This is a genomic window from Nocardia sp. NBC_01730 (assembly GCF_035920445.1).
Taxonomy (GTDB): domain Bacteria; phylum Actinomycetota; class Actinomycetes; order Mycobacteriales; family Mycobacteriaceae; genus Nocardia.
Genome location: NZ_CP109162.1, coordinates 1,085,372 through 1,107,280 on the forward strand (window position 1 = coordinate 1,085,372; position 21,909 = coordinate 1,107,280).

Consider the following 21,909-nt stretch of genomic DNA (forward strand, 5'->3'; position numbering starts at 1 on the left):
CCTCGAATCTGTGCGAATTCCGACTTCAGCAATCAGAATTCTCCCAGTTCAGAGCACCCTTTCTTCTTCGCGACACGCGATACTCAGTCACCTCCGATGAAAGCCCCGGGTTAATGGCCTGGCGATGCAGGCAGACCTTGAATCCCGCCCGGCGAGGAGCATTTCTGTCGGCACCCAATGGCGATACGCATCGATGCCGTCATCACCGGAGATGTGGCACGAGTCGCGCCTCGGCAGAGCAGCATCGAGGACTGCTGCGTTGAATGGACGCTGCTGCGATGTCGTCGACTGTCCGTGCCGGGCTCTACCGACTCTGGTGGTCGGTATCGAGGATCCGGTGTCGCGGCCACGGCTGGATGTCGTGCGGCTTCGGCCCTGCGACGATGCGGTTACGGGTCTCGCCCAACAATTCGACTGTGGTGACCACCTCGTCGCCGGGCTGTAGCGGTGGGTGGAAATCTGCTCCGTGGCGGCCCCACAGTTCGGCGAGACAGCCGCCCTGGCAGGTGCCCGAACCGAGCAGATCACCCGGTCGGATCCAGGTGCCGCGCGAGGCGTAGGCCGCCAGCGCCGGGAAGCTCCATGCCATGTTGTCCAGGGAATCCTCGCCGAGTAGTTCGCCATTGACGAAAACCTGCATGCGCAGGTTGTAAGACGGGCCGGACTGGCGGTCGAGTAGTTCGTCGGCGGTGACGAACAAGCTGCCAAGCGCGGTCGCGGTGTCCTTGCCCTTGGCCGGGCCCAGCCGCAACCGCATCTCGTGGAACTGCACGTCGCGAGCGGAGAAGTCGTTGAGGATCACGAACCCGGCAATGTGGTCTCGGGCCTCCTCGACGGACAAATCCCGTCCAGCGCGGCCGACCACTGCGGCTACTTCGAGCTCGTAATCGAATCGCGAGCAGTTCGGCGGGATCGGCACCTGGTCGTACGGCCCCACCACGGCATAGGGATTGGAGAAGTAGAAGGTCGGAATCTCCCAGAACTCCGGCGGGATTCCGGCCGCCGGATCGGTCGTCTTCACAATGCCCGCAGTGTGCTCAGGGAAGGTGGAGAAGTCCCGGATCGTCGGCGGTGCCAGCGGTGCCAGCAACTGGGCGGCGGTCAGCGCCGTCACCGAAGTCCTTGTGTGCAGGGCCTTTTCAGCCAGATCGGTCAACAGACCAGCCTCGGCGAGCAGGTGCGGTAAGTGTCGGTCGGTCGGTAGGTCGACCAACACCTGAGCATCGTCGAGGACGGCCAACTGCGGACCGTTCGCAGTCCGGTGCCGGGCGAATCTCATGTCGAGCTCCTTTGTCGGGTCCGTCACCATGCCGTCGAGTAACGATCGGCCTAGCGCAGTCGCCGGAGAGACATCTCGTCGGCGCACGCGGAACTCACTGTGACGGCGGCATCACGATCTAGGAAATCAATACTTCGTATCTGCGGAATCCACATGATTTATGTCCTGAGCCCGGCTGCCGCGCGGTCGACGACATCACGCAGGTAGCGGTGTTCGGGATCGTCGTCGTGGATCGGATGCCACCACATCGCCTCCAGCAGCGGACCGGCCGCAAACGGGCACGGCAGCGAACGCACCCCTAAGTCCTGCGGAATCGTTTCGGCGAGCAGCCGTTGAAACAGTGCAACCCGCTTTGTCCCGGCGATGAGAACCGGCACCGTCAGGAAGGTTTCGGTGACGACCTGCACGTGCGGCTCGATGCCGAGCATGCGCATCTGCCGCGCCGCCGGTGTCGAGGCGGTCGTCCCGTGATAGGTGAGCACCCAGGGCATGGTCTGCAGTTGCCCAACCGTCAGTTCCGCGCCCACGTCGTCGTTGTCGGCGGACACGAGACAGACCCACTCGTCGGAGTAGACGTCGCGATACGACAACCCCTCCAGGAATCCGTGTGGCATCAGCAGCAGATCGGTGTTGACCAACACTTGGTCGACCATGTCGATCTGCCGCGGCGTGTTGGCGGTCAGCCGCAGCCGGCAGCCGGGCGCCTCCGCGGCAAGCAGCGCCGCGATCTGTGCGCCGAGGACGACGATGCTGTAATCGCTGACGACCATCGAAAACTCTCGGGTCGCTGCGGCCGGGTCGAAGACGGGATCAGCTGCGAAGACCCGTTCGACCCCGGACAGGGCAACCCGAACGCGCTCCGCGAGCTGTGCCGCGAGCGGCGTGAGCCGATATTGGTTGCCGACCCGGGTGAGCAGTTCGTCGTGGAAGTGCCTGCGCAATCGTGCCAGCTGGGCTGAGACTGCGGGCTGACTCAGCCCGACCTGGTCTGCTGCCCGGGTGACGCTGCGTTGCTGCAACAACGCATCCAAGGTCACCAGCAGGTTCAGGTCCAGCCGCGCGAGATTCACCGGTCCAGCATATCCAAGGCATTTATATCGGGCATCATCAATTTCGTCTTCCCTGATGGCGGCGGACTGGTCGAGAGTGGTTTACGTCTCAAGGAGGAGCTGACGTGACCCACCGATCCTCGTCTCCGTTGTCGTTGGACCGATCCGATCCCGAAGGCGCTATCGCAGCGGCCGCAGAGCGTTGCTCGAATTGGGGTAGATGGGGTGCCGACGACGTGCTCGGCACCCTGAACTTTTTGGATGAGAACAAGCGCCGCGAAGGCGCCGCCCTCGTCCGCCGCGGAGCCAGCTTCTCGCTGGCCCAGCGGTTCGACGCCGACGGTCCGCAGAAAGGCTGGCGGCGGCGCACCAATCCGGTGCACACGATGCTCGATACCGGCCTGGACGACGGCAGCGCCGAACCGTTGCACTGGCGGGCGGCCGTTGCCGCCACGCCCGTGCCGGTGTCGCTCTCACCATGACCGATCACCTCATCACCCACCTCCGCGAACGGCCACCAGGTTTCGGCGTATGAATATCCCGCGGCTGCCGCTACCGATGGTCGTTGGAGTACCGGAATGTGGGGATAGAGCGATACCGGGCCAGATAGACGAACGTCCGCGGATCGGCCGGAATGTCTTGGCCTGCACGGGTTCCCTTGGATATCACCCAGATCCGCATCCCGGCCCAGTCGATGTCGTGGGATCCGATGCCCAGCAGCTCGTTGGCCCGGGCCGCGCTCGACACGTAGAACAGCAGCAGTGCCCGGTCCCGGTCGTTGCGCATCGCATCGAACAACTCCTCCCACCGGTTGTCCGGGATCGACCGCGACGCAGTCGCGGGCACCCGCTGTCGCAAACGAGCCCGCCGCACTACCGGTTTCGGCTCCGACGGGCTCAGGTGGCGCAACGCCTGGCGGCGCTGAGCCGACTCTGGCACCGGGTTGAGGACCGGACCGCGCCCGAAGCTGCCGTGATAGGCATATAACCCCCAAATCACCGACAAGCAATGGTTGATCGTGCGCGGCGCGTATCCCGCCTTCAACAGCCGTTTACCCGTCCGGGCGTTCACCGTCCCCGCCGCCGGAGCCCCGGCCCGCCGCCGCCGCCGCTGCGGATTCGGCGCATTCCGCAGCCACCCCACCAACAGCGCCACCTCCGCTTCAGTCGCGCGGTTCCAGCTCACCTCCAACATCCACAGCAACCGGAACCAGCGCAGCAGGTCGTAGGCGTAGCTCTTGCACATCAACGGGCTCACATCGCTTAACGCCAGATCCTGTAGATACGCCACCACCGGCTCCACCGGCTCCACCGGCCGCTGCAAGGCGTCCACCACCACAAACGGCGGAAGCTTCCCCGGCCCGGCGACCACCGCACCGACCCGGGGAAGCTCCACCAACCCACCGATCACAGACCTACGGAGATCGCCATCTGCTGCCACACCAACTCCTTCGTTGCCGCAAGGGATTTGGTGCAGTCAACAGAATGGACCCTTCGATGATGACGGGCCACAGCCACGCTTCTGCCTGGGGTACTCCAGCGGTGATCGCCAGGGACCGGAGCGCGGTGAACGACAGCCAGAATGCGCCGGTGGCGATGAGGACGGTCATCGCGGTCGCGACCCACCTGGTGGCGCGGGTCGCGGTGTGCGCACGCGCGAGGACCGTTACCCCGTGGACTGCGGCCAGCAGCGCCAAGGGCGGGATCACCGCGACCGCGGCGGCCACGACCGGCAGGGCGGTGTCATGCAGGAGGGCTTGGGTGGCGTTGCCGGTGATACTGACGGTGGCGGCTGTAGCGAGCACGGTCCAGAAGAAGCCGTGCGCACGCGATTTCGGTGTGACCGCCCCGGGATCCGACGTCCGCACGGTGTCCGTGGACGAGGTGAGAGCGAGGTCGGTCATGAGCGGGTTCCTCCAGTGGCGGGCTGGGCGGCGTGCGGACGGTCCGTCCGGTCGTGGCGGTAGGCGGGGGCGAGTGGATGGGATTCGCCGGTGAGTACAGCGAGTGCTGCGGCGATCTCGTGCAGGTGGGCTTTGACGTAGGTGGCGGTGACTCCGGCGTTCTTGCCGCGGTGTCCGGCGTATGCGCGGGCGACGGCGTAGCTGAAGGTGCGTTCCACCCAGGTGAGGGTGGTGTGGCGCAGCCAATGCATGCTGACGCCCTGGGCGGCGACCCACGGCAGTTCCTCCCCGACGCGAGCCCAGATGTGGTCGTAGCGGCGGGAAGTGATGGGTTTGCCATTGCGGTAGCGCAGCAACTGTTCCGAGCGTGGGCTCTCGCGTTCGGCCGCGTGTTCCAGTAAGCCGCGCATCAGGGTCGGTGACACCGGTTGCCACCGGTCGCTGCCATCCTTCTCCCGTAGGAAGATCAGGCACTGGTCGGGGTCGAGATCGTGCGGACGCAGGGCGAGGGAACCGCTACGGCGGCAGGCGGTTTCGATGTGCAGGCGCAGGACCAGCGCGTCGAGGTCGGGGTCGTCGCCGGTGGTCGCGGCGGTGGTCCAGATCTCGGCCAGCTGATTCGACGGGATGGCGTAGCGGTGTGATGGGCGGCGCGTCGGGCGGGCGATCCGGCGGGCGGGGTTGTCGACGGGCCGGATCCAGCCCGAGTCCTCGGCGAAGCGGTAGACACACCGCAGGGCGCTGACGAAGTTCTCGGCGGCGCCGGTGCCGCCGCGCGAGGCCCGGTTGGTGCGGGCCTCGGCCTGGATGCGGCGGGCCATGTCCTCGAACTCGGCCTTCTCCGGTTCGTCCAGACGCCGCTCGGCCCAGTGGGTGAGCAGATGGGTGAAATGAGTGTCGTAGGTGCGCAGCGTGCCCGGCGACAGCCGTGCCCGCACCTTCGGAATGACCTCGGCGAAGGTCGGCACCGTGGTGCCGGGGTGGACGAGATCGGCGGGAGAGATCCCCATCTGGGTCAGCAGCAACCGTGCTGCGGCGAGGGTGTCGGCCGTTACGGGCGAGTGGCTGGAGGTCGTCATCAGTGGGCCTCGCTCACCAACGCGAGACTCGGCGAGCACAGTTCGTCGAGCACGGCCGGTGGGTGGATCAGCAGCTGATGGTTGGTGTGGTGCGCGATCAACAGTGCGCGGTCACCGATGTCGAGCCCGACCCGACGGCGCAGCCTGTAGGGGATGCGAAAGTAGCCGCCCTCGGCGAACACGACGTTTGCGTCGGGTGCGGGGCGGGCCAGCAAAGCACCGGCATCGAGACAGGTCAACTCGAGTCGGATTCCGGGCTGCCAGTCGAGGGCGGTGAAGACGGTGCGGTCGACGATTCGTCCTCCGGAGCCGACGGTGCACAGCCCGTACTGGATGTGCCCGTTTCGGGGACGGACCGAGTGGTTCGTGACCTGTGGTCCTGAAGCGAGTTCCTGCAACCGCGACTGTGGCGGGATGACCGGCGCGATCACTGCGGATCGCTTCCGTCAGCAAACATCCGGGAGACGGCAGAAGTGACGGGAAGTGGCAGACGTGCCACCAATCGGCGCAGGTCAGAAGGTGAAATCACAGCTCAGGCTCCTGTAATAAAGGGCCCTCGCGCACACTGCACGAATATCTGTCACGAATGACGGGAATCTGTGCGCGAGAGGGGACACCCGCAACCGTTTCGTGGCTTCTGTGATGGTTTTGCGTGTTTGAGTGCCTCGGTCTGTGTGCTGGTCAACCCTGGTAATCCGCTGGTCAAGTGGCGCAGCTGCCGCCACCCGGTGCTTCATCGGGTTGGTGAGCTGTCACTTCGGGGTCGGACGCAGCTCTGTCAGTCTCCGGGCAGGGCCGTGCGGGTGTGTTCGCCGGGCTGAGGGCGAAGGCGCTTGGGCTGTTTTCATCCATCCCGACGGGTGTAGAGGGAGGCACGGTGTTGCGATGGCCGACTGCGCAGCCCGTCGTTCGGGTAGTCTGAAAGGCGGGAGAATCAGCGGACAGGTCGTCAGGAGCCTGACATGCCCACGTCTCGTCCGCGACACATTTCCAGTGCATCATGCACGCTGGTCGGTCATCTCTCATCCGCCAGTGCGAATCGCGAAAGCGGTGGGCACAGTCTCGGGTTGCGGGTGCCGCCAGGTCACGGGGACCAGCGGACACCAAATGATCTCCCGAGCGCCGCTGTCGTCACCCGAGTTGTCTGCAGCGGATTGCGCCGTGGAAGACCAGGCGTGCATGTGGTCGTCCACGGCATCAAAGCTTTCGCGGTCAACGAGGCGGCGAATTGCCATAAGCGGGACACATCCCGTATTCGACTTCGGCTTCGAGCATTCATTCGCAACACCGCCCGACTGTTCACTGATGATCGATTAGCGCTACGCGCCCGTCCGGAAACCGGCACGACTGTGGCGGTCCGGTCCGCTGTGCCGGCAGATGTAGCACGGCTCTTCCGATCTGGCACTCGACATCTTGAGTGCCCAGCAATCATGGCTGGCAAAGCGCTTCGACGCGTGGGCGCTGATTGTGTGCGCTAGCTCCAGCGACCGCCGCGTTAACCATGGCAGCGGTGGGCCTGGCATCATCAAAATTGCTTGCCCCGAGAATCCGCCGGAGCTGAATGACATCGCAGCGAGGGCGCTGCTCGAGTTGCTGCTCCGACATGCCCGTGAACACCCCATCGAGAGGGAGGACAATGCCCAGCGAGTCCAACGAGTGGGCCGTGCTCGACGAACTGTTGGGACTCGTCCCCGAAACCGTCGAAAGCGCCGCTGATCAACAGTTCGCGTTCTACGGGCGCTGCTCGACCGAGGACAATCAAGATCCGGAGAGCTCGTATCGGTGGCAGCGGGGCAACGCGGAAAAGTTCGTGTCCGAAGCGTCCATCGTCGCCGACTACTTCGACATCGGCCAATCGCGGTCGGTGCCATGGCACCGCCGCCGGGAAGCCGCGCGGCTACTTGCGGATCTGAAGAATCCCGCACGAGGGTGGACGGCGATCGTTGTCGGTGAGGGGACTCGGTGCTGGTTCGGTAACCAGTTCAGTTTGGTTGCGCCGCGCCTGCAGGCGCATGGGGTGGAGGTGTGGGTGCCGGAACTCGGCGGGCGCTTCGACCCGCGCAATGTCACGCACTCGATGATGGTGAGCATGCTCGGCGGGCTGAGTGAGTCCGAACGCCAGCATGTTCAGCAACGCACCCGCGCCAGTATGGACGCTCAAGTCCTCAACGAAGGCCGACACCAAGGCGGTCACCCGCCCTACGGGTACATCGTGGTCGACGGTCCGCCGCACCCGAACCCCAACCGCGCCTCCGACGGATTGAAGCTGCGGATCCCTTCCCTCGACGTGAGCACCGCGCCGGTGGTGCAACGGATCTTTCGTGACTACCTCGCTGGCCGCGGAGATAAGGCGATCGCCATCGCTCTGAACCGGGAGGGGGTGCCGTGTCCGTCAGCGCATCGACCGGAGCAGAACAGGCATCGCGCCAAGGACGGTTGGCAGGCCGGAACGGTTGCCGCGATTCTCCAGAATCCCCGCTACACCGGCTACGCTGTGTTCGGACGATGGACCAAGCACGAAGAACTTCTCGATCCCGACGACGCTGCCGCCGGTAACGTCACCCGGTTCCGGCGCTCGCCCACCCACCGCATCATTCGCTCGAAGAACCCCGCGCATCCGGCCATCATTTCGGTAGAGATCTTCACCCAGGCTCAACTGCTGCGGCGCCAGCGGGCGGGCGGCGGCAACCGCACACGCGCCAAGCTCGAACGCAACAGAGCATCCAGCGGTCTGCGTCCGTATCTACTGAGCGGCCTCGTGCGCTGCGCGGGTTGTAGTCGAAAGATGCAGGCGGAGTTGGTTCGTGACGCCGTGTACTACCGATGCCGCGCCAAGACCATCGCCCCCGCAGTCCGGTCCTGCAAGACCACCCCCGGACAGTGAACCTGCGCGAAGACGTTGTCGTCGGACCGATCGACAGGTGGCTGGCGAGCCTGTTCGATCACGAACACCGCGAGAAGGCCATCGCGGCTCTCGTGGCGGCCCAAGACACCAATGACACCGACACCCGTCGGCAAACGCTTCGGCAACGGATCACGGACGCTGAGGCCAGACTCGCGCGTCACCTCGCCGCCATCGAGGCCGGAGTCGATCCGCAAGCCCTCGTCACGGCCATGAACACGGCACAGGCAGACAAAGCGGCAGCTCAGGCCGAGCTGAAGAGCCTGCCCAAGATCAATCGGCTCACCAACACCGAGCTCCGAAAGTTGATCGAATCCCTTGGCGACATCCGCGCGGTACTCACTGCGGGAGACCCGGCCGATAAAACCCGGTTGTACCGAGCCCTGGCCTTAGAAGTGTGCTACCAGCACCAACAGCAACTCGCAATCGTTGGTACCACCCCCTGTGGGGTTAGCACTGGTGTCCGGAGGGGGTATCGACCAGTACGCCAACCTCCTGCAACATCGAAAACTGCTGTTCATCGGCGCATAGCTGTGGTGTGACGGTTCTGGTCCGGTTGCTGCGGCCGTCGGGCAGGGCTTCGTGCCGGAGGCATCCCTCACCGGTGGAGTCGGACAGATTGTCGATGGCGGCGAGTAGGCTCTCGGCCATGCGGGCCGACGCCGTACGAAATCATCGAAGAATTCTGGACGCCGCCGCGCAGTTGCTCGCCGAGCGTGGTCTCGAGGTCACTCTCGACGACATAGCCGCCGCGGCGGATATCGGGGTGGGAACGGTCTACCGGCGCTACCCGAACAAGCATGCGTTGGTCATCGAACTGTTCGTAGCGCAGCTCGACGAGCTCATCGACACGGCCGAGGCGGCGGTCCTCGATCCGAATCCGTGGCACGGATTGACCCGATTCTTGGAACTGACCTGTGAAATGGTGGCGGGAAACCGCGGTTTCGCCACGATTATGACCGAATTGCAGGACGGCGCAACACTTTTCGAGGAGCATCGGGGCAGGCTGCTACCGGCCGTGGAGGCACTGCTGCGGCGAGGCAAAACGGCCGGATCGGTACGGCCAGAGGTGGAGTTGGCCGACGTCCTCGCCGTCATCGGGATGGTGCACGCGATGACGGTGTGGACCGGCCCGGTCGATCCGGACAACTGGCGGCGATATCTGATCTTCCTGCTCAATGGAATACGGACTGCGACCGAACCCGAACTGCCGCTGACCACACCGGCGCTGACCGAGGAACAGATGAATGAGGCCCGAGTCGCGCTGGTGCGGCGGCGGAAATAGTCGCGCAATCCGCACTCGCACGGGCAAGCCCGCCGACCGTTCAGGGTGGCTCCGGTTCAGCTGCGGCGCTTCTCGGCCACCTCGGTCATGCCGTGCATGAGCTTCTCCAATAGGCCGATGAAGATCGTCTGCTCCGGTTTGGTCAGGGTTCCGGCCCAGGCGCTTTCGCGCCGATTGTGCTCGCGGAAGGCGTCGGCGATGGCGTCGAGGCCGCGATCGGTCAGTGTGATCTGCACCGCCCGCCGATCGTGCTCAGCCTTTTCCCGGGTCACCAGGCCGTCGCGTTCCAGGGTGTTGACCAGTGCCGACACCGTGGCCCGGCTGTTGCCGGAAAGTTCGGCCACGCGCTTGGCCTCCGTGGGACCGGCCAGCCACAGCACGAAGAGGATGCGGAAGCCAGGCCAGCTCCAGCCGCGTGGCCGGTGCACCGAGGATTCCAGGTCGTAGACCAGTGCGCTGGTCACCCGGTGCAGCGTCAGTACCATCCGCATCGCCGTCGGGTCGACCTGGGGGAGTTCCCGATTGGCCTTGTCCACCGCGTAGTCGACGAAGGTCAGGTAGTCGAGGTTGCTGGGGGATTCCGGAGCCGTGGTCATGAGCACAGGGTAATGACGTCTCCCCGGTGCGCGTGGTGTGACGGGGAGGAGGTCTTGCCATTGGTGCGGTTAGGGCTACACTCGACCCAAATTAATCAAACCATTTACTAATGGAGAGCTGATGACCACGAAGGCTTTCGCCTCGTCGGCGGATCTCGGCGAGAAGGTGCAGACGCTCGAGGTGCTCGCCGACGGTGTGTACGCGCTGACCGCCGAGGGTGACCCCAATATCGGCGCAATCGAGGGCGAGGATTTCGTCGTCTGCTTCGAGGCACTGGCCACGCCGGTCGCGGCGCGGCAATGGCTGGCGAAGCTGCGCGAGCACACCGACAAGCCGGTCAAATACCTGATCCTGTCGCACTACCACGCGGTGCGCACACTCGGCGCCAGCGCCTACGACGCGGAAGTGGTCATCGCGCACGACAACACGCGCAAGCTCATCGCCGAACGCGGACAACAGGATTGGGATTCCGAGTATGGGCGTATGCCGCGGCTTTTCAAGGAGCCCGACACCATTCCCGGACTGGCCTGGCCCACTCAGACCTTCTCCGACGCGGTCACCATCGACCTCGGTGGCAACCGCGGCGACCTACAGCTGAAGTTCCTGGGCCGCGGGCACACCGAGGGCGACATCGTGGCCTGGCTGCCCCAGCACAAGATCCTGTTCACCGGGGACCTGGTCGAGGCCGAGGCCGCACTGTACACCGGCGACGCCTTCCATCGAGAATGGGCCACCGGCACCCTCGACGCCGTCAAAGCCCTGAGCGCCGAACTGCTCATCGGTGGCCGCGGCGCGGTGGCCCGGGGGCGCGATGCGTGCGACGCCGCGATCGAGCAGACCCGGCACTTCCTGCGGGTCATGCTGACCGAGGTGGGAACGGTGCACCAGCGTGGCGGAACCCTGAAGGAGGCGTTCCAGGCCACGCACGTGGCGCTGTTCGACCGCTACGGGCGTTGGCCGATTTTCGAACACTGCCTGCCGTTCGATGTCTCCCGCGTGTGGGACGAATTGTCCGGTATCGAGCGGCCGGTCATCTGGACCGCCGAACGTGACCGTGAAGTCTGGAATCAGCTGCAGAACTGAGGAATTCGGCATGACAACCGATAAGACGGTCGCCGTCATCGGCAATGGGCCGGTCGGTCAGACGACCGCGCTGCTGCTGGCCCGCTGGGGTATCCCCGTGATCGTGCTGGACGCCCGGCCACAGCGCGACGAAATCGGCTCCAAGGCCATCTGTCAGCAGCGTGACGTGCTCGATGTGTGGGAATCCGTCGGCGCTGGACGCCGGATCGCGCAGGAGGGCGTTACCTGGACCACGGCCCGCACCTTCTACCGTAATCGCGAACTGTTCTCCTATGACCTGCCGGACTACGGCAAGTCGGCGTTCCCGGCGTTCGTCAACATTTCGCAGACCCGCACCGAGCAGATCCTCGACGAAACCATCGCGGCGTCCGAACTGATCGACGTGCGCTGGGGCCATACCGTCACCGGAATCGCGCAGGACGACAACGGTGTCCGCCTGCGCTGCGTCACTCCGGCGGGGGAGACGGCCGCCACCGCTGCGTACGCCGTCGCGTGCGGCGGCCCGCGCAGCGATGACCTGCGCGGGGAGCTCGGCATCGACTTCGGCGGTGAATCCTTCGATGATCGGTTCCTGATCTGCGATATCCGGGCCGATCTGCCGGACTGGGCCACCGAACGCCGCTTCTACTTCGACCCGGAGTGGAATCCCGGCCGGCAGGTGCTCATTCATCCCTGCCCGGACTCGACGTTCCGCATCGACTGGCAGGTGCCCGGCGACTACGACCTCGACGCGGAGCGAGCCAGCGGCGCGCTGGACGCGCGGATTCGCCGGATCATCGGCGACACGGACTACGAGATCGTATGGAACTCGGTGTACCGCTTCCACTCTCGCGTCGTCGACCGCATGCGCGTGGGCCGGGTACTGCTGGCCGGCGACTGCGCCCACCTGGTGTCGCCCTTCGGCGCGCGTGGATTGAACTCCGGCGTCGCGGACGCCGAGAACGCCGCGTGGAAGCTGGCTTTCGTGCTCAACGGCTGGGCGCCGGCGGAACTGCTGGAGAGCTACCACGTCGAGAGACACGCGGCCGCTCTGGAGAATATCGAGGTCACCACCGACACTATGAACTTCCTGGTGCCGCGCGATGACCAGCAGCGCCGGGTACGCCGCGACACCCTCGAACGCGCAGCGGTGGATCCCGCTACCAGTGCGGCGGTCGACTCTGGTCGGCTGTCCGAGCCGTTCTGGTATGTCGATTCGCCGCTGACCACCCCGGATCCCGGCCGTCCCTTCCATGGTCGGCCGCCCCGCGGCACCGTCGCTCCCACTGCCCCGGGCATCATCGCGCCCGACGCGCCGGTCACCCTGCCCGATGGCGGGCACGGACGGCTACGGGAGTTCGCTCGCGACGGGTTGCTGCTGCTGGCCGGACCGGGTGTGGATGTGCAGACGCTGGCGCGGTGCGCGACCACCGCCACACCCGCGCCGATCCGGGTGCTGGAGATCGCGGCGATCGACCGCGAAGGGACACTTACTGCCGCGCTGCGATCCGAACCCGGTGAAGTCTGGCTGGTGCGACCCGACGCCTATATTGCCGCGGCACTGGTCGAACCGACTGTCGAAGAACTGACCAGTGCGATCCGGCGGGCCGGCGGTGCGCCGGCCGAGGTCGCCGTGGTGGCCTGACAGCGCGGCCTTCGAGGGCTTCGTTTCAGCATGGCCGACCACCTAAATAGTCAATGCTTTGACTATAATCGAGGAGTTTGACATGGTGTACTACCGCCAGGTAGGACAGATCCCACCCAAACGACACACCCAGTTCCGCACCGGCGGCGGTGCGCTGTACTACGAGGAGTTGGTAGGGGAGGAGGGCTTCTCCAGTGATTCGTCGCTGCTGTACCACCGGCATATCCCCTCGGCGATCCGGGAAGCGGCGACATGGGAGCCCGGAGACCTTTCGCTGAGTCCCAACCATCCGCTCATCCCGCGGCATTTGCTGTTGCCCGCGCTGTTTGCGGGTGAGGAGTGGAAGTCGATCGACGTGGTGACGGGTCGTCGACTGGTACTCGGCAACGACGACGTCCGTATCTCCTATGTCGTCGCCGGTACGGAATCACCGTTGTACCGCAACGCCATCGGCGACGAGTGTGTGTACGTCGAGTCGGGCGCGGGCCTCGTGGAGACCGTGTTCGGAGCGCTGCCGGTGCGGGAAGGCGACTACGTCGTCCTGCCCCGGGCGGCCACGCACCGATGGCTACCGGAAACTGGAAACCCGCTGCGCGCCTACGTGATCGAGGCAAACAGTCATATCGCGCCGCCCAAGCGGTACCTGTCGCGCTTCGGCCAGCTACTCGAACACGCCCCGTACTGCGAACGAGATCTGCACGGCCCCGCCGAGCCGCTGCTGTCGGAGAAGACCGACGTCGAAGTCCTCGTCAAACACCGGGGACCCAACGGGATCACCGGTACGCGCTATCTGGTGCCGCACCACCCGTTCGACGTTGTCGGCTGGGACGGCTGCCTCTACCCGTATACCTTCAATATCTCCGACTTCGAGCCGATCACCGGCCGGGTGCACCAGCCGCCGCCGGTGCATCAGGTGTTCGAGGGGGACAAATTCGTCATCTGCAACTTCGTGCCGCGCAAGGTGGACTACCACCCGCTATCGGTGCCGGTGCCGTACTACCACTCGAATGTCGACTCCGACGAAGTGATGTTCTATTGCGGCGGCGACTACGAGGCGCGCAAGGGCACCGGAATCGGGCAGGGATCAATATCGCTACACCCGGGCGGGCACGCGCACGGCCCACAGCCCGGAGCGGTCGAGCGCAGCCTGGGTAAGGAATTCTTCGACGAGCTCGCCGTCATGGTCGACACCTTCCGGCCGCTGCAGCTCGGCGAGGGCGCAATGGCCTGCGATGACGGCGTCTACGTCGGCAGCTGGTCGCGGGCGAACTCATGACCGGACTGCTGGGCGGCCTGGTCGACGATGCCGGACTGTTCCCGCCGACCGCATTGAGCATGCCCGAAGCGGTCGCGCGGCACAGGGCCGACAGCCTCGCGGCCAATCCGGTACTGACGCACCGATTCCTGTGCCCGGCGAGCCGTATCGGCGAACTGCGCGCCCAACTCGAAATCGGCGACCGCATTCGCGTCGGCCTAATCGCGGACAAAGGCATGTCCGGACTGGCCACCGTGCTGTCGGACATAGCAGCCGACCCGGCTTTCGATTTGGCGCTGATCGAGTTCCCACTCGCCGCGGCGAACGCACCGGTGGCGGAGGCGGTCGCCCAGCTGCCGGACCGCGTGCCGATTTTCGTCGAGCCCGCGGCCTACTCCGACATCGCCGACCTCGCCCCCGAACTGGCACGGCTCGGCGTCGGCCTGAAGCTCCGTTGCGGCGGCATTCGGCCGGAATTGTTCCCCTCGGCGCCCGCACTGGCGGAGGCACTGGTCGCCGCTGCTGGAGCGGGCGTTCCCGTGAAAGCCACCGCCGGTTTGCATCACGCGGTTCGTTACACCGATGAGCGGACCGGATTCACCCACCACGGATTCCTGAATCTGGTGCTCGCCGCCGCGGCCGCCGCCGGGGGCACGGACGCAGGAGCGATCGAGGCCACCTTGCTGACCGACGACTCCCTGCGGTTGGTGCGCACGGCCACCACCCTGGATGCCGCGGCCATCACGGCCACACGCAGCCTGCTCACCAGCTACGGATCGTGCAGCACGACCATCCCGGTGGCCGAGGCCCAGGCCTTCGGACTTATTGACACGGAAAGGGTTTCACAATGACCACCACCTGGGCGCCGGTACCCGAGGGCTCCGGCTTCGGAATCGACAACCTGCCCTACGGAGTCTTCTCGCCATCGGGCGAAGTTGCCCGCGTCGGAGTCCGGATCGGCGATCATGTGCTCGATCTACGGGCGGCTCTGGGCGACCAGGTATTCGAAAGCGCTTCGTTGAACGACTTCATGGCTTGTGGGCGGGAATTCTGGACAGCGACCCGCCGTCGGATCATCGACTTGCTCACCGACCCGATGCAACGAGACCGCGCGGCCGAGATATTGCATCCGGTGGACCAGGTCGGACTGCACCTACCGATAGAGGTAGCCGATTACGTCGATTTCTATGCCAGCGAGCACCATGCCACCAACCTGGGCACCATGTTTCGCCCGGATTCGGCTGCGCTGCTGCCGAATTGGAAGCATCTACCGGTCGGCTACCACGGCCGGGCGGGCACGGTCATCGCCTCCGGCGTTTCGGTGATTCGTCCCCGGGGGCAGCGCAAGGCTCCGTCGGATCCGGTGCCGATGTTCGGGCCGTCGGCGCGCCTCGATATCGAAGTCGAGGTCGGCTATGTGGTCGGCGCACCGAGCAAACTGGGAAAGCCGGTGTCCACCGAGGATTTCGCCGACCATGTCTTCGGTGTGTGCCTGGTCAACGACTGGTCGGCCCGCGATATCCAAGCCTGGGAATACGTACCGCTCGGGCCGTTCCTTGGCAAGTCGTTCGCCACCTCGATCTCGCCATGGATCGTTCCGTTGGAAGCACTGGCCGCCGCGCGGGTACCGACGCCGCCACAGGATCCGAAACCGTTGCCGTATCTCGCGGAGTCGGAGCCATGGGGACTGGATCTACGGCTGGAATTCGCGCTGAACGGGCACACGGTGTCTCGGCCGCCGTACGCGCAGATGTATTGGTCTCCGGCGCAGATGCTCGCGCACATGACGGTCAACGGTGCGAGCCTGCGTACGGGTGATCTGTTCGCTTCGGGCACGGTGTCCGGACCGGCTGTGGATCAGCGCGGTTCGCTGATCGAACTCACCTGGAACGGAACCGAGCCGGTGCGCCTGCCCGATGGCGGCACCCGTACCTTCCTGGAAGATGGCGATATCGTGACGCTGCGCGGATCTGCCCCCGGTCCTTCCGGTGCGCTGATCAGCCTCGGCGAGGTCACCGCCCGCATTCAACCGCCGGAAGCGGCGGGTTCCTGACGCATTGTTCTGTGCGGCGGCGGGTACCGCGAGTCAGTCCGTAGTACCCGCCGCTGATGCCGCGAGTCCACGGATAGCCTGGTCGACGAGCCGCTCCGCAAGCGAATCGTCCAGCGGGCCGGTACCGAAGAGCAAGTGAAAGTAGATCGGCGCGTAGATCATCTCGGCCGCATCGCCCGGTTCGATGTCGGAACGGAACACGCCCTCGTCGACCCCTCGGCGAATCAGCTTGTCCACCGCGGCGTATCGGTCGTTCCAGAACCGGGTCTTGAAATCGGCGAGGGTCGCCGGGTCGTACTGTCCCTCGGCAATGATCTGGGCGATCAGCCGCCCTTGCGGTCCGGCGTACCGCGCGACCAGTGACTTCACATGGGTTTCGAGGGCCTTGCGGACCGGAAGATCATCCGGGATGCGGACCTGTGGCAGATGCCCCTCCATGAAGGCGTCTATGACCACGGCGGCCTTGTTGGGCCACCACCGGTAGATGGTCGCCTTGCTGACCTTCGCCCGCTTGGCGATCATCTCGATGGTCAGCTTCTGGACGGTGGTCGCCCGTCTCCGATCCCGGACCAGTAGGTCCATGGTTGCGTCCAGGATCGCCTGTCGACTCGATTCGCTTCGTACAGCCACAAGTGGATGTTATCCCGAATCCATTGTCAAACACGGTATTGGCATGGTTCTATGTTCCGTATACGATACGAAACGTTTCGGATGACATAGAGGGTGGTTAGCAATGAAGCTCAGCCGAATCTCCCGTTCGACGCCGGACGGTGACCAAACCAGACTCGTAGCGGTCGAACCCGACCGGGATCGAGTGGTGGATCTGGCCCAGGCGTACCGCATCGGCCGTCAGCGCGGGTCGGCGTCCAGCGCGGCCGCGCAGAGGCTAGCGGCTGCGTACTTCCCGTCGAGCATGGCCGCCGCGATCGCGGCCGGTCCGGTATTCCTCGAGGCCGCGCATTGGGCGGTGGATCAGGCGGGTGACGATGCGTCGCTGCCGATCGGTGAGGTCGACTGGCAGCCCGCTGTCGATCCGCCGGTGATCCGCGACGGTCTGACCTTCCCGCTGCATATGAAGCAGTTCCACGAAAAGGTCGGCGGTGGTCTGCCGAACCCGCAGCTGTTCAAGACCCCCGGCTACTTCAAGGGGTCCACCGGCGTGGTCTACGGGCACGACCAGGAGGTGCCGTACCCGGGCTACTCCGAATTCGTCGATTACGAACTCGAAATCGGGTTGATCGTCGGGGGCTGCGGCAGCAACCTCACGCCCGACGAGGCGCAGGCCAAGCTGTTCGGTCTCACCATCTTCAACGACTTCAGCGCCCGCGATGTGCAGGGTTCCGAAATGGGTATGGGTATGGGACCGCAGAAGTGCAAGGACTTCGCCTACGGCATCGGCCCGTGGATCACGACGATCGATGAGATCCAGGACTTCGACGCCATCACCGGCTCCGTCCGCGTCAATGGCGAGGAGTGGACCAGCACCAAGGCCGAAGGCATGATCTACACCCCCGCCGAAATGCTGGCATATGTCTCTATCGGCGACAACCTGCAGCCGGGCGATCTCATCGGCTCGGGCACGCTGCCCAATGGCTCCGGCCTCGAAATCGACAAGAAGCTGCGGCCGGGCGATATCGTCGAACTCGAGATCAGCGGTGTCGGTGTCCTGCGCAACCGCCTGAGTGCCGAACCCGCGACAGCGCCGTGGTGGCCGGAGCCGCGTCCGTATCCCTTCGGTGCGGCCACAGTCTGAGAGGAAACGCCCCAATGAGTGAGAACACTGCGATTCCGCCCGTTCGTCGGATCGTGACGGGTCACGACGAGAACGGCCGATCGATCATTGTGAGTGTCGGCGATTGCCCGAATGTCTTTGTATCCGAGGATATTCCGGGCTTCGGTGCGAGTGTCGCCTGGCTCACCGAGCCCGGCGATATCTCCAATGCCGGCAACGAGGATACGGCCACCGCCGATACGCAGGTGCCCATGTACCCCAAGGTCGGTGGCAGCATCTTCCGGATCGCTACCTTCCCGCCGGATGCCGCCTACAGCGACCAGGCGGCGCAGACGATGTTCAGTGAGTTCGGCGGCGAGCACGCCCGCGCTGCGTCGGAGAAGGATTCGCGGCACTTCTGGTTCCATCGCACCGACTCCCTCGACTACGGCATCGTGCTCGACGGTGAGGTCTGGCTGATGACCGACGAGGGTGAGTGCTTGATGAAACCCGGCGACGTTGTCGTCCAGCGTGGCACCAGCCATTCGTGGTCCAACCGCAGCGACAAGCCGTGCCGGATGGCGTTCATCCTGCTCGGTTCGCTGCCGCTGTTCGACGAGGCGCGGCCGTGACCAGTGATGTGGTGTGGCGGCCCAGCTCGGAGCGTGTGGCCGCCGCGGAGGTGACCCGCTTCCGGGCGGGTTTGCCCCCCGAACTCCGGGATGCCGAGTACCTGGATCTGTGGCGCTGGTCGACCGAACATCCGGACCGGTTCTGGCTGGCCATGGCCGACTTCGAGGATGTCCGGCTGGGCGGCGCACCGACCGGTCCGGTCGCTCCGGACGAAATGATCGGTGGCGCTTGGTTTCCGGGCCGCACCGTCAACTACGCCGAGCACATGCTGCGCAAGGCCCCCGAGACTGCGCTGATAATTGTGGACGACGACAACCGGTCGCATGCCGTGTCGCGCGCCGAGCTGCACCGGCAGGTCGCGGCCCTGGCCGCGGCGCTGCGGTCGATGGGCGTGCTGCCCGGTGACCGGGTGGCCGCGGTACTGCCCAACCGATCCGAGGCCGTGGTCGCGCTGCTCGCGTGTGCGGCGGTCGGTGCCATCTGGTCGGTGTGTTCGCCGGAATTCGGCACCAGTGCAATCGTCTCCCGCTTCGCTCAACTGAGCCCGCGGGTACTCATCGCCGCGGACGGCTACCGGCACGGTGGGCGCGAGCACGAGCGAGCCGCCGAAATGACCGAGGTGGCAGCCGAATTGCCGGATCTCGAGCACGTGATCTGGGTGGATGAACTGCGTCCGGGGCAACGGCCCGCCTTCGATGTTCCGGTGCGAACCTGGGCTGCCGTCACCGACGCAGACATCGAACTTCAATGTACCGATGTGCCGTTCGAGCATCCGCTGTGGGTGCTGTTCTCTTCCGGCACAACGGGAATCCCCAAGGGCATCGTGCACGGCCACGGCGGTGTGCTGTTGGAGCATCTGAAGATGCTGCGCATCCACAGCGATGTGCGGGCGGGCGATCACTATATGAACGTCGCCAGCACGGCCTGGGTGGTCTGGAACATGCTGGTCTCCGGCCTGGGCGTCGGCGCGACGGTGGTGCTGCTCGACGGTAGCCCGGTCCGGCCCGAACTGGGCCGCGTCTGGCAGGTCGCGGCCGAACACGACGTCGACGTCATGGGACTCAGCGCTGGCTATATCCACGCCTGCCTGAAGGCGGGCGTGCAGCCACCCCAAAGCCGGTTGCGCACGCTCCAGGTGACCGGATCACCGCTGTCGGAAGCCGGATTCGATTGGGTCTACGAGCATTTCGACGATATGTGGCTGTCATCGATGAGCGGTGGCACCGACATCTGTTCCATCTTCGTCGGCGGCGTCCCGGAACTGCCGGTTCGCAAGCCGCGACTACAGGCACCGGCGCTCGGTGTCGCGGTCGCCGCATGGGACGCTGACGGTAATCCAGTGGCGGGGGAGCAGGGCGAACTGGTCGTCACCAAGCCGATGCCGTCCATGCCGCTGCGATTCTGGAACGACCCGGACAACAGGCGTTGCCTGGCCAGCTACTTCGAGATGTTCCCCGGCATCTGGCGGCACGGCGATTTCATCGAATTCGACGCTGACGGCAGTTCGGTGATCCACGGGCGTTCGGATTCGACATTGAACCGCCAGGGCATCCGGATCGGATCGGCGGAGATCTACCGTGTCGTCGAGGATTTCCCCGAGGTGCGGGAATCCCTGATCGTGGGAGCCGAACTCGGCGCTGACGACTACGACATGGTGTTGTTCGTGGTGGCGATCGACGGTGTGGATCACGAGGCACTGCGGCCTCGGATCGCGGAAGCGCTGCGTACCTTGCTGTCGCCGCGGCATGTACCCGACGACATCGTGTTCATGCGCGCCATCCCGCACACGCGGACCGGGAAGAAGCTGGAGGTCCCCGTCAAGCGCATGCTCCAGGGCGCGGCCCTGACGGATGTCGTGGACCTGGGCGCGGTGGACGACAGCGGCTTGCTGCGGGAATACGAGGACTTCGCACGCCGGCGACACACTCTGGAGACAGTATGAGCAACGATGTCAGCTTTCACATCGGCACCTTCGCAGACGGAGACCAGCCGCCGTATCCGGGAATCGTCGTGGCCGGGCGCGTGTACGACACCCGCACAGTCCTGCCACATACGTCGACGGCGGCGATGCTTCGCGACTGGGAGCCCGTCCTGCGATCCTTGCAGGACTTCGCGAACACGGTGACCGGCGACGGCCGTCCGGTGGAGGAATTGCGCGTGCTCGCGCCGGTGCAACAGCCGGGGCAGATCTTCGCGGCGGGCGCCAACTACCGCGAGCACATCATCCAGATCACGGTCGCCCACCGCATCGGAACCCCCGGCGCGTCCGAGGCAGAACTGCGTGAGCAGGCAGCCCGGGAGACCGACGAGCGGGCCGCCCATGGCGACCCTTATGTCTGGGTCGGCGTGCCGACAGCCATCAGTGGTGCCTATGACGACGTGATTCTGCCGTCCGTGGGCGAAAACCACGACTGGGAACTGGAACTCGGCGTGATCATCGGATGCCGGACTCGCGATGTCGGCGTGGCCGAGGCCATCGACTCGGTCGCCGGATACACCATCTGCAACGACCTGACCACGCGGAGTCTGGTGCCCCGCAGCGATATTCCGATGATGGGCACCGATTGGATGCGGGCGAAGAACGCGCCCACCTTCTATCCGACCGGGCCGTATCTCACCCCGGCGAAATTCGTGTCGGACCCGCTCGATCTGGAGATCACCCTGCACCTCAACGGCGACCTGATGCAGAAGAGCTCGACGAGCGACATGCTGTTCGGCCCCGCGCAGCTGATCTCCTATATCTCCCGCTACACCACGCTCGAGCCGGGCGACATGGTCATCACCGGTTCACCCGCGGGCAACGGCTCACACCATGGGCGGTTCCTGCGCGCGGGGGACGTGATGGAGGCCGAGATCACCGGCCTCGGAAAGCAGCGCACCGTCTGCCGATCTGCCTCCACCCAGGGCTGATCGGGGGCGAGCGCACCGAGGGCCCGACCGCAGTACCACCGCGGTCGGGCCCTCGGTCGATGCCGCCGGGGCATCCAGTGCTCGGCCCCCGGCGGCACCGAAGCTTCCAATGCGGCAACTGAAGAAGATTTGGTCAGACGGTGCTGCCGCCGTCGCCGAGCAGCGTGCTGCCCGTCATGAAGGCGCCGACAGATCCGATGCGCAGGAGAGGACGACGCGGGCGATGTCGTCGGGAATACCGGGCGGCCACAGACCCCACACATCCCGCGCGCCGAGTTCTTTATCGACGCGAGCGCATCCGCACGCGCTTCAGCAGCAGTGCGCTACCCACGTCGATGGACAGCGCGGACCTATCGGCGGACGAGAGGGCTACCCTGACGCTCGCGGTGATGGATGGCCTGCGCATCCAATCCCTGCTCGATCCGTCTGGGGAAACCCTCGGGCTGCTCGAGGTGATCATGAAACTTGTTGTAACGCCTTGGGATCCGAAAAGGGCGGGGGCAGCTGGAAATTCGCTGCCTCCCGCCCGCTGACCGGGCCCGATAT

Annotated in this window: 21 protein-coding genes; 13 read left to right on the plus strand and 8 right to left on the minus strand. The window is 65.4% G+C overall.

What is annotated here, in order from left to right:
* Positions 1 to 304: 304 nt before the first annotated feature.
* Positions 305 to 1,279: a fumarylacetoacetate hydrolase family protein gene (locus OHB12_RS04075; RefSeq protein ID WP_327114444.1), complete on the minus strand. Its 975-nt coding sequence runs from the start codon at positions 1,277 to 1,279 to the stop codon at positions 305 to 307.
* A 158-nt stretch (positions 1,280 to 1,437) separates the two neighbouring features.
* Entirely contained in the window at positions 1,438 to 2,349 is a 912-nt protein-coding gene (locus tag OHB12_RS04080) for a LysR family transcriptional regulator (RefSeq protein ID WP_327114442.1), read from the minus strand.
* Positions 2,350 to 2,453: 104 nt separating this feature from the next.
* On the opposite strand from OHB12_RS04080, the gene OHB12_RS04085 reads away from it, so the two are divergent.
* Positions 2,454 to 2,810: a hypothetical protein gene (locus tag OHB12_RS04085; protein ID WP_327116265.1), complete on the plus strand. Its 357-nt coding sequence runs from the start codon at positions 2,454 to 2,456 to the stop codon at positions 2,808 to 2,810.
* A gap of 70 nt (positions 2,811 to 2,880) precedes the next feature.
* Here OHB12_RS04085 and OHB12_RS04090 read toward each other — a convergent pair whose 3' ends face one another.
* From OHB12_RS04090 to OHB12_RS04105, 4 genes are read right to left on the minus strand one after another with little or no spacing between them, the layout of a single operon-like run.
* Positions 2,881 to 3,768: a hypothetical protein gene (locus tag OHB12_RS04090; RefSeq protein ID WP_327116267.1), complete on the minus strand. Its 888-nt coding sequence runs from the start codon at positions 3,766 to 3,768 to the stop codon at positions 2,881 to 2,883.
* Positions 3,743 to 4,231: a DUF2637 domain-containing protein gene (locus tag OHB12_RS04095; protein WP_327116269.1), complete on the minus strand. Its 489-nt coding sequence runs from the start codon at positions 4,229 to 4,231 to the stop codon at positions 3,743 to 3,745. The genes OHB12_RS04090 and OHB12_RS04095 overlap by 26 nt, the downstream gene beginning before the upstream one ends.
* On the minus strand, positions 4,228 to 5,310 hold the full coding sequence (locus tag OHB12_RS04100; protein ID WP_327116271.1) for a tyrosine-type recombinase/integrase: 1,083 nt from the start codon (positions 5,308 to 5,310) through the stop codon (positions 4,228 to 4,230). The genes OHB12_RS04095 and OHB12_RS04100 overlap by 4 nt, the downstream gene beginning before the upstream one ends.
* Positions 5,310 to 5,741: a hypothetical protein gene (locus tag OHB12_RS04105; RefSeq protein ID WP_327116273.1), complete on the minus strand. Its 432-nt coding sequence runs from the start codon at positions 5,739 to 5,741 to the stop codon at positions 5,310 to 5,312. The genes OHB12_RS04100 and OHB12_RS04105 overlap by 1 nt, the downstream gene beginning before the upstream one ends.
* Before the next feature lie 1,205 nt (positions 5,742 to 6,946).
* On the opposite strand from OHB12_RS04105, the gene OHB12_RS04110 reads away from it, so the two are divergent.
* The 3 genes from OHB12_RS04110 to OHB12_RS04120 all read left to right on the plus strand — a co-directional run bounded on the left by OHB12_RS04110 (position 6,947) and on the right by OHB12_RS04120 (position 9,497).
* Complete coding sequence (locus tag OHB12_RS04110) at positions 6,947 to 8,194, plus strand: recombinase family protein (protein WP_327116275.1); 1,248 nt, start codon at positions 6,947 to 6,949, stop codon at positions 8,192 to 8,194.
* Positions 8,191 to 8,754 carry a hypothetical protein gene (locus tag OHB12_RS04115; protein WP_327116277.1) on the plus strand — a complete coding sequence of 188 codons (564 nt, stop codon included), beginning with the start codon at positions 8,191 to 8,193 and terminating at the stop codon, positions 8,752 to 8,754. The genes OHB12_RS04110 and OHB12_RS04115 overlap by 4 nt, the downstream gene beginning before the upstream one ends.
* 107 nt (positions 8,755 to 8,861) lie before the next feature.
* Positions 8,862 to 9,497 carry a TetR/AcrR family transcriptional regulator gene (locus OHB12_RS04120; protein ID WP_327116279.1) on the plus strand — a complete coding sequence of 212 codons (636 nt, stop codon included), beginning with the start codon at positions 8,862 to 8,864 and terminating at the stop codon, positions 9,495 to 9,497.
* A 56-nt stretch (positions 9,498 to 9,553) separates the two neighbouring features.
* Here the strand turns inward: OHB12_RS04120 and OHB12_RS04125 are convergent, their stop codons facing one another.
* A complete protein-coding gene (locus OHB12_RS04125) occupies positions 9,554 to 10,093 on the minus strand; it encodes a MarR family winged helix-turn-helix transcriptional regulator (protein WP_327116281.1) in 540 nt (179 codons plus the stop codon).
* A gap of 121 nt (positions 10,094 to 10,214) precedes the next feature.
* Here OHB12_RS04125 and OHB12_RS04130 point away from each other — a divergent pair, with 121 nt between their 5' ends.
* The 5 genes from OHB12_RS04130 to fahA all read left to right on the plus strand — a co-directional run bounded on the left by OHB12_RS04130 (position 10,215) and on the right by fahA (position 16,109).
* Positions 10,215 to 11,177, plus strand: coding sequence for an MBL fold metallo-hydrolase (locus tag OHB12_RS04130; RefSeq protein WP_327116283.1), 963 nt, complete (start codon positions 10,215 to 10,217; stop codon positions 11,175 to 11,177).
* A 10-nt stretch (positions 11,178 to 11,187) separates the two neighbouring features.
* Positions 11,188 to 12,801 (plus strand): FAD-dependent monooxygenase, encoded by a 1,614-nt coding sequence (locus OHB12_RS04135; protein ID WP_327116285.1) that lies wholly within the window; start codon positions 11,188 to 11,190, stop codon positions 12,799 to 12,801.
* 82 nt (positions 12,802 to 12,883) lie between these two features.
* Positions 12,884 to 14,077, plus strand: a complete 1,194-nt coding sequence (locus tag OHB12_RS04140) for a homogentisate 1,2-dioxygenase (RefSeq protein WP_327116287.1) — start codon at positions 12,884 to 12,886, stop codon at positions 14,075 to 14,077.
* On the plus strand, positions 14,074 to 14,907 hold the full coding sequence (locus OHB12_RS04145) for a hypothetical protein (protein WP_327116289.1): 834 nt from the start codon (positions 14,074 to 14,076) through the stop codon (positions 14,905 to 14,907). The genes OHB12_RS04140 and OHB12_RS04145 overlap by 4 nt, the downstream gene beginning before the upstream one ends.
* Positions 14,904 to 16,109 (plus strand): fumarylacetoacetase, encoded by a 1,206-nt coding sequence (gene fahA / locus OHB12_RS04150; RefSeq protein WP_327116291.1) that lies wholly within the window; start codon positions 14,904 to 14,906, stop codon positions 16,107 to 16,109. The genes OHB12_RS04145 and fahA overlap by 4 nt, the downstream gene beginning before the upstream one ends.
* A 33-nt stretch (positions 16,110 to 16,142) precedes the next feature.
* Here fahA and OHB12_RS04155 read toward each other — a convergent pair whose 3' ends face one another.
* Positions 16,143 to 16,739, minus strand: a complete 597-nt coding sequence (locus OHB12_RS04155) for a TetR/AcrR family transcriptional regulator (RefSeq protein WP_327116293.1) — start codon at positions 16,737 to 16,739, stop codon at positions 16,143 to 16,145.
* Positions 16,740 to 16,842: 103 nt separating this feature from the next.
* Between OHB12_RS04155 and OHB12_RS04160 the strand changes: the two genes are divergently transcribed.
* From OHB12_RS04160 to OHB12_RS04175, 4 genes are read left to right on the plus strand one after another with little or no spacing between them, the layout of a single operon-like run.
* Positions 16,843 to 17,862, plus strand: a complete 1,020-nt coding sequence (locus OHB12_RS04160; protein ID WP_327116295.1) for a fumarylacetoacetate hydrolase family protein — start codon at positions 16,843 to 16,845, stop codon at positions 17,860 to 17,862.
* Between the two features lie 14 nt (positions 17,863 to 17,876).
* Entirely contained in the window at positions 17,877 to 18,452 is a 576-nt protein-coding gene (locus tag OHB12_RS04165; RefSeq protein ID WP_327116297.1) for a cupin domain-containing protein, read from the plus strand.
* Positions 18,449 to 20,395, plus strand: coding sequence for an acetoacetate--CoA ligase (locus OHB12_RS04170; protein WP_327116299.1), 1,947 nt, complete (start codon positions 18,449 to 18,451; stop codon positions 20,393 to 20,395). The genes OHB12_RS04165 and OHB12_RS04170 overlap by 4 nt, the downstream gene beginning before the upstream one ends.
* Positions 20,392 to 21,363 carry a fumarylacetoacetate hydrolase family protein gene (locus tag OHB12_RS04175; protein WP_327116301.1) on the plus strand — a complete coding sequence of 324 codons (972 nt, stop codon included), beginning with the start codon at positions 20,392 to 20,394 and terminating at the stop codon, positions 21,361 to 21,363. The genes OHB12_RS04170 and OHB12_RS04175 overlap by 4 nt, the downstream gene beginning before the upstream one ends.
* Positions 21,364 to 21,909: the final 546 nt, after the last annotated feature.

Coding starts and splice junctions, on each gene's coding strand:
- OHB12_RS04075 (WP_327114444.1), bottom strand. CDS start 1,279: ATGAGATTCGCCCGGCACCGGACTGCGAACGGTCCGCAGTTGGCCGTC.
- OHB12_RS04095 (WP_327116269.1), bottom strand. CDS start 4,231: ATGACCGACCTCGCTCTCACCTCGTCCACGGACACCGTGCGGACGTCG.
- OHB12_RS04100 (WP_327116271.1), bottom strand. CDS start 5,310: ATGACGACCTCCAGCCACTCGCCCGTAACGGCCGACACCCTCGCCGCA.
- OHB12_RS04110 (WP_327116275.1), top strand. CDS start 6,947: ATGCCCAGCGAGTCCAACGAGTGGGCCGTGCTCGACGAACTGTTGGGA.
- OHB12_RS04120 (WP_327116279.1), top strand. CDS start 8,862: ATGCGGGCCGACGCCGTACGAAATCATCGAAGAATTCTGGACGCCGCC.
- OHB12_RS04125 (WP_327116281.1), bottom strand. CDS start 10,093: ATGACCACGGCTCCGGAATCCCCCAGCAACCTCGACTACCTGACCTTC.
- OHB12_RS04130 (WP_327116283.1), top strand. CDS start 10,215: ATGACCACGAAGGCTTTCGCCTCGTCGGCGGATCTCGGCGAGAAGGTG.
- OHB12_RS04135 (WP_327116285.1), top strand. CDS start 11,188: ATGACAACCGATAAGACGGTCGCCGTCATCGGCAATGGGCCGGTCGGT.
- OHB12_RS04140 (WP_327116287.1), top strand. CDS start 12,884: ATGGTGTACTACCGCCAGGTAGGACAGATCCCACCCAAACGACACACC.
- OHB12_RS04145 (WP_327116289.1), top strand. CDS start 14,074: ATGACCGGACTGCTGGGCGGCCTGGTCGACGATGCCGGACTGTTCCCG.
- fahA (WP_327116291.1), top strand. CDS start 14,904: ATGACCACCACCTGGGCGCCGGTACCCGAGGGCTCCGGCTTCGGAATC.
- OHB12_RS04160 (WP_327116295.1), top strand. CDS start 16,843: ATGAAGCTCAGCCGAATCTCCCGTTCGACGCCGGACGGTGACCAAACC.
- OHB12_RS04165 (WP_327116297.1), top strand. CDS start 17,877: ATGAGTGAGAACACTGCGATTCCGCCCGTTCGTCGGATCGTGACGGGT.
- OHB12_RS04175 (WP_327116301.1), top strand. CDS start 20,392: ATGAGCAACGATGTCAGCTTTCACATCGGCACCTTCGCAGACGGAGAC.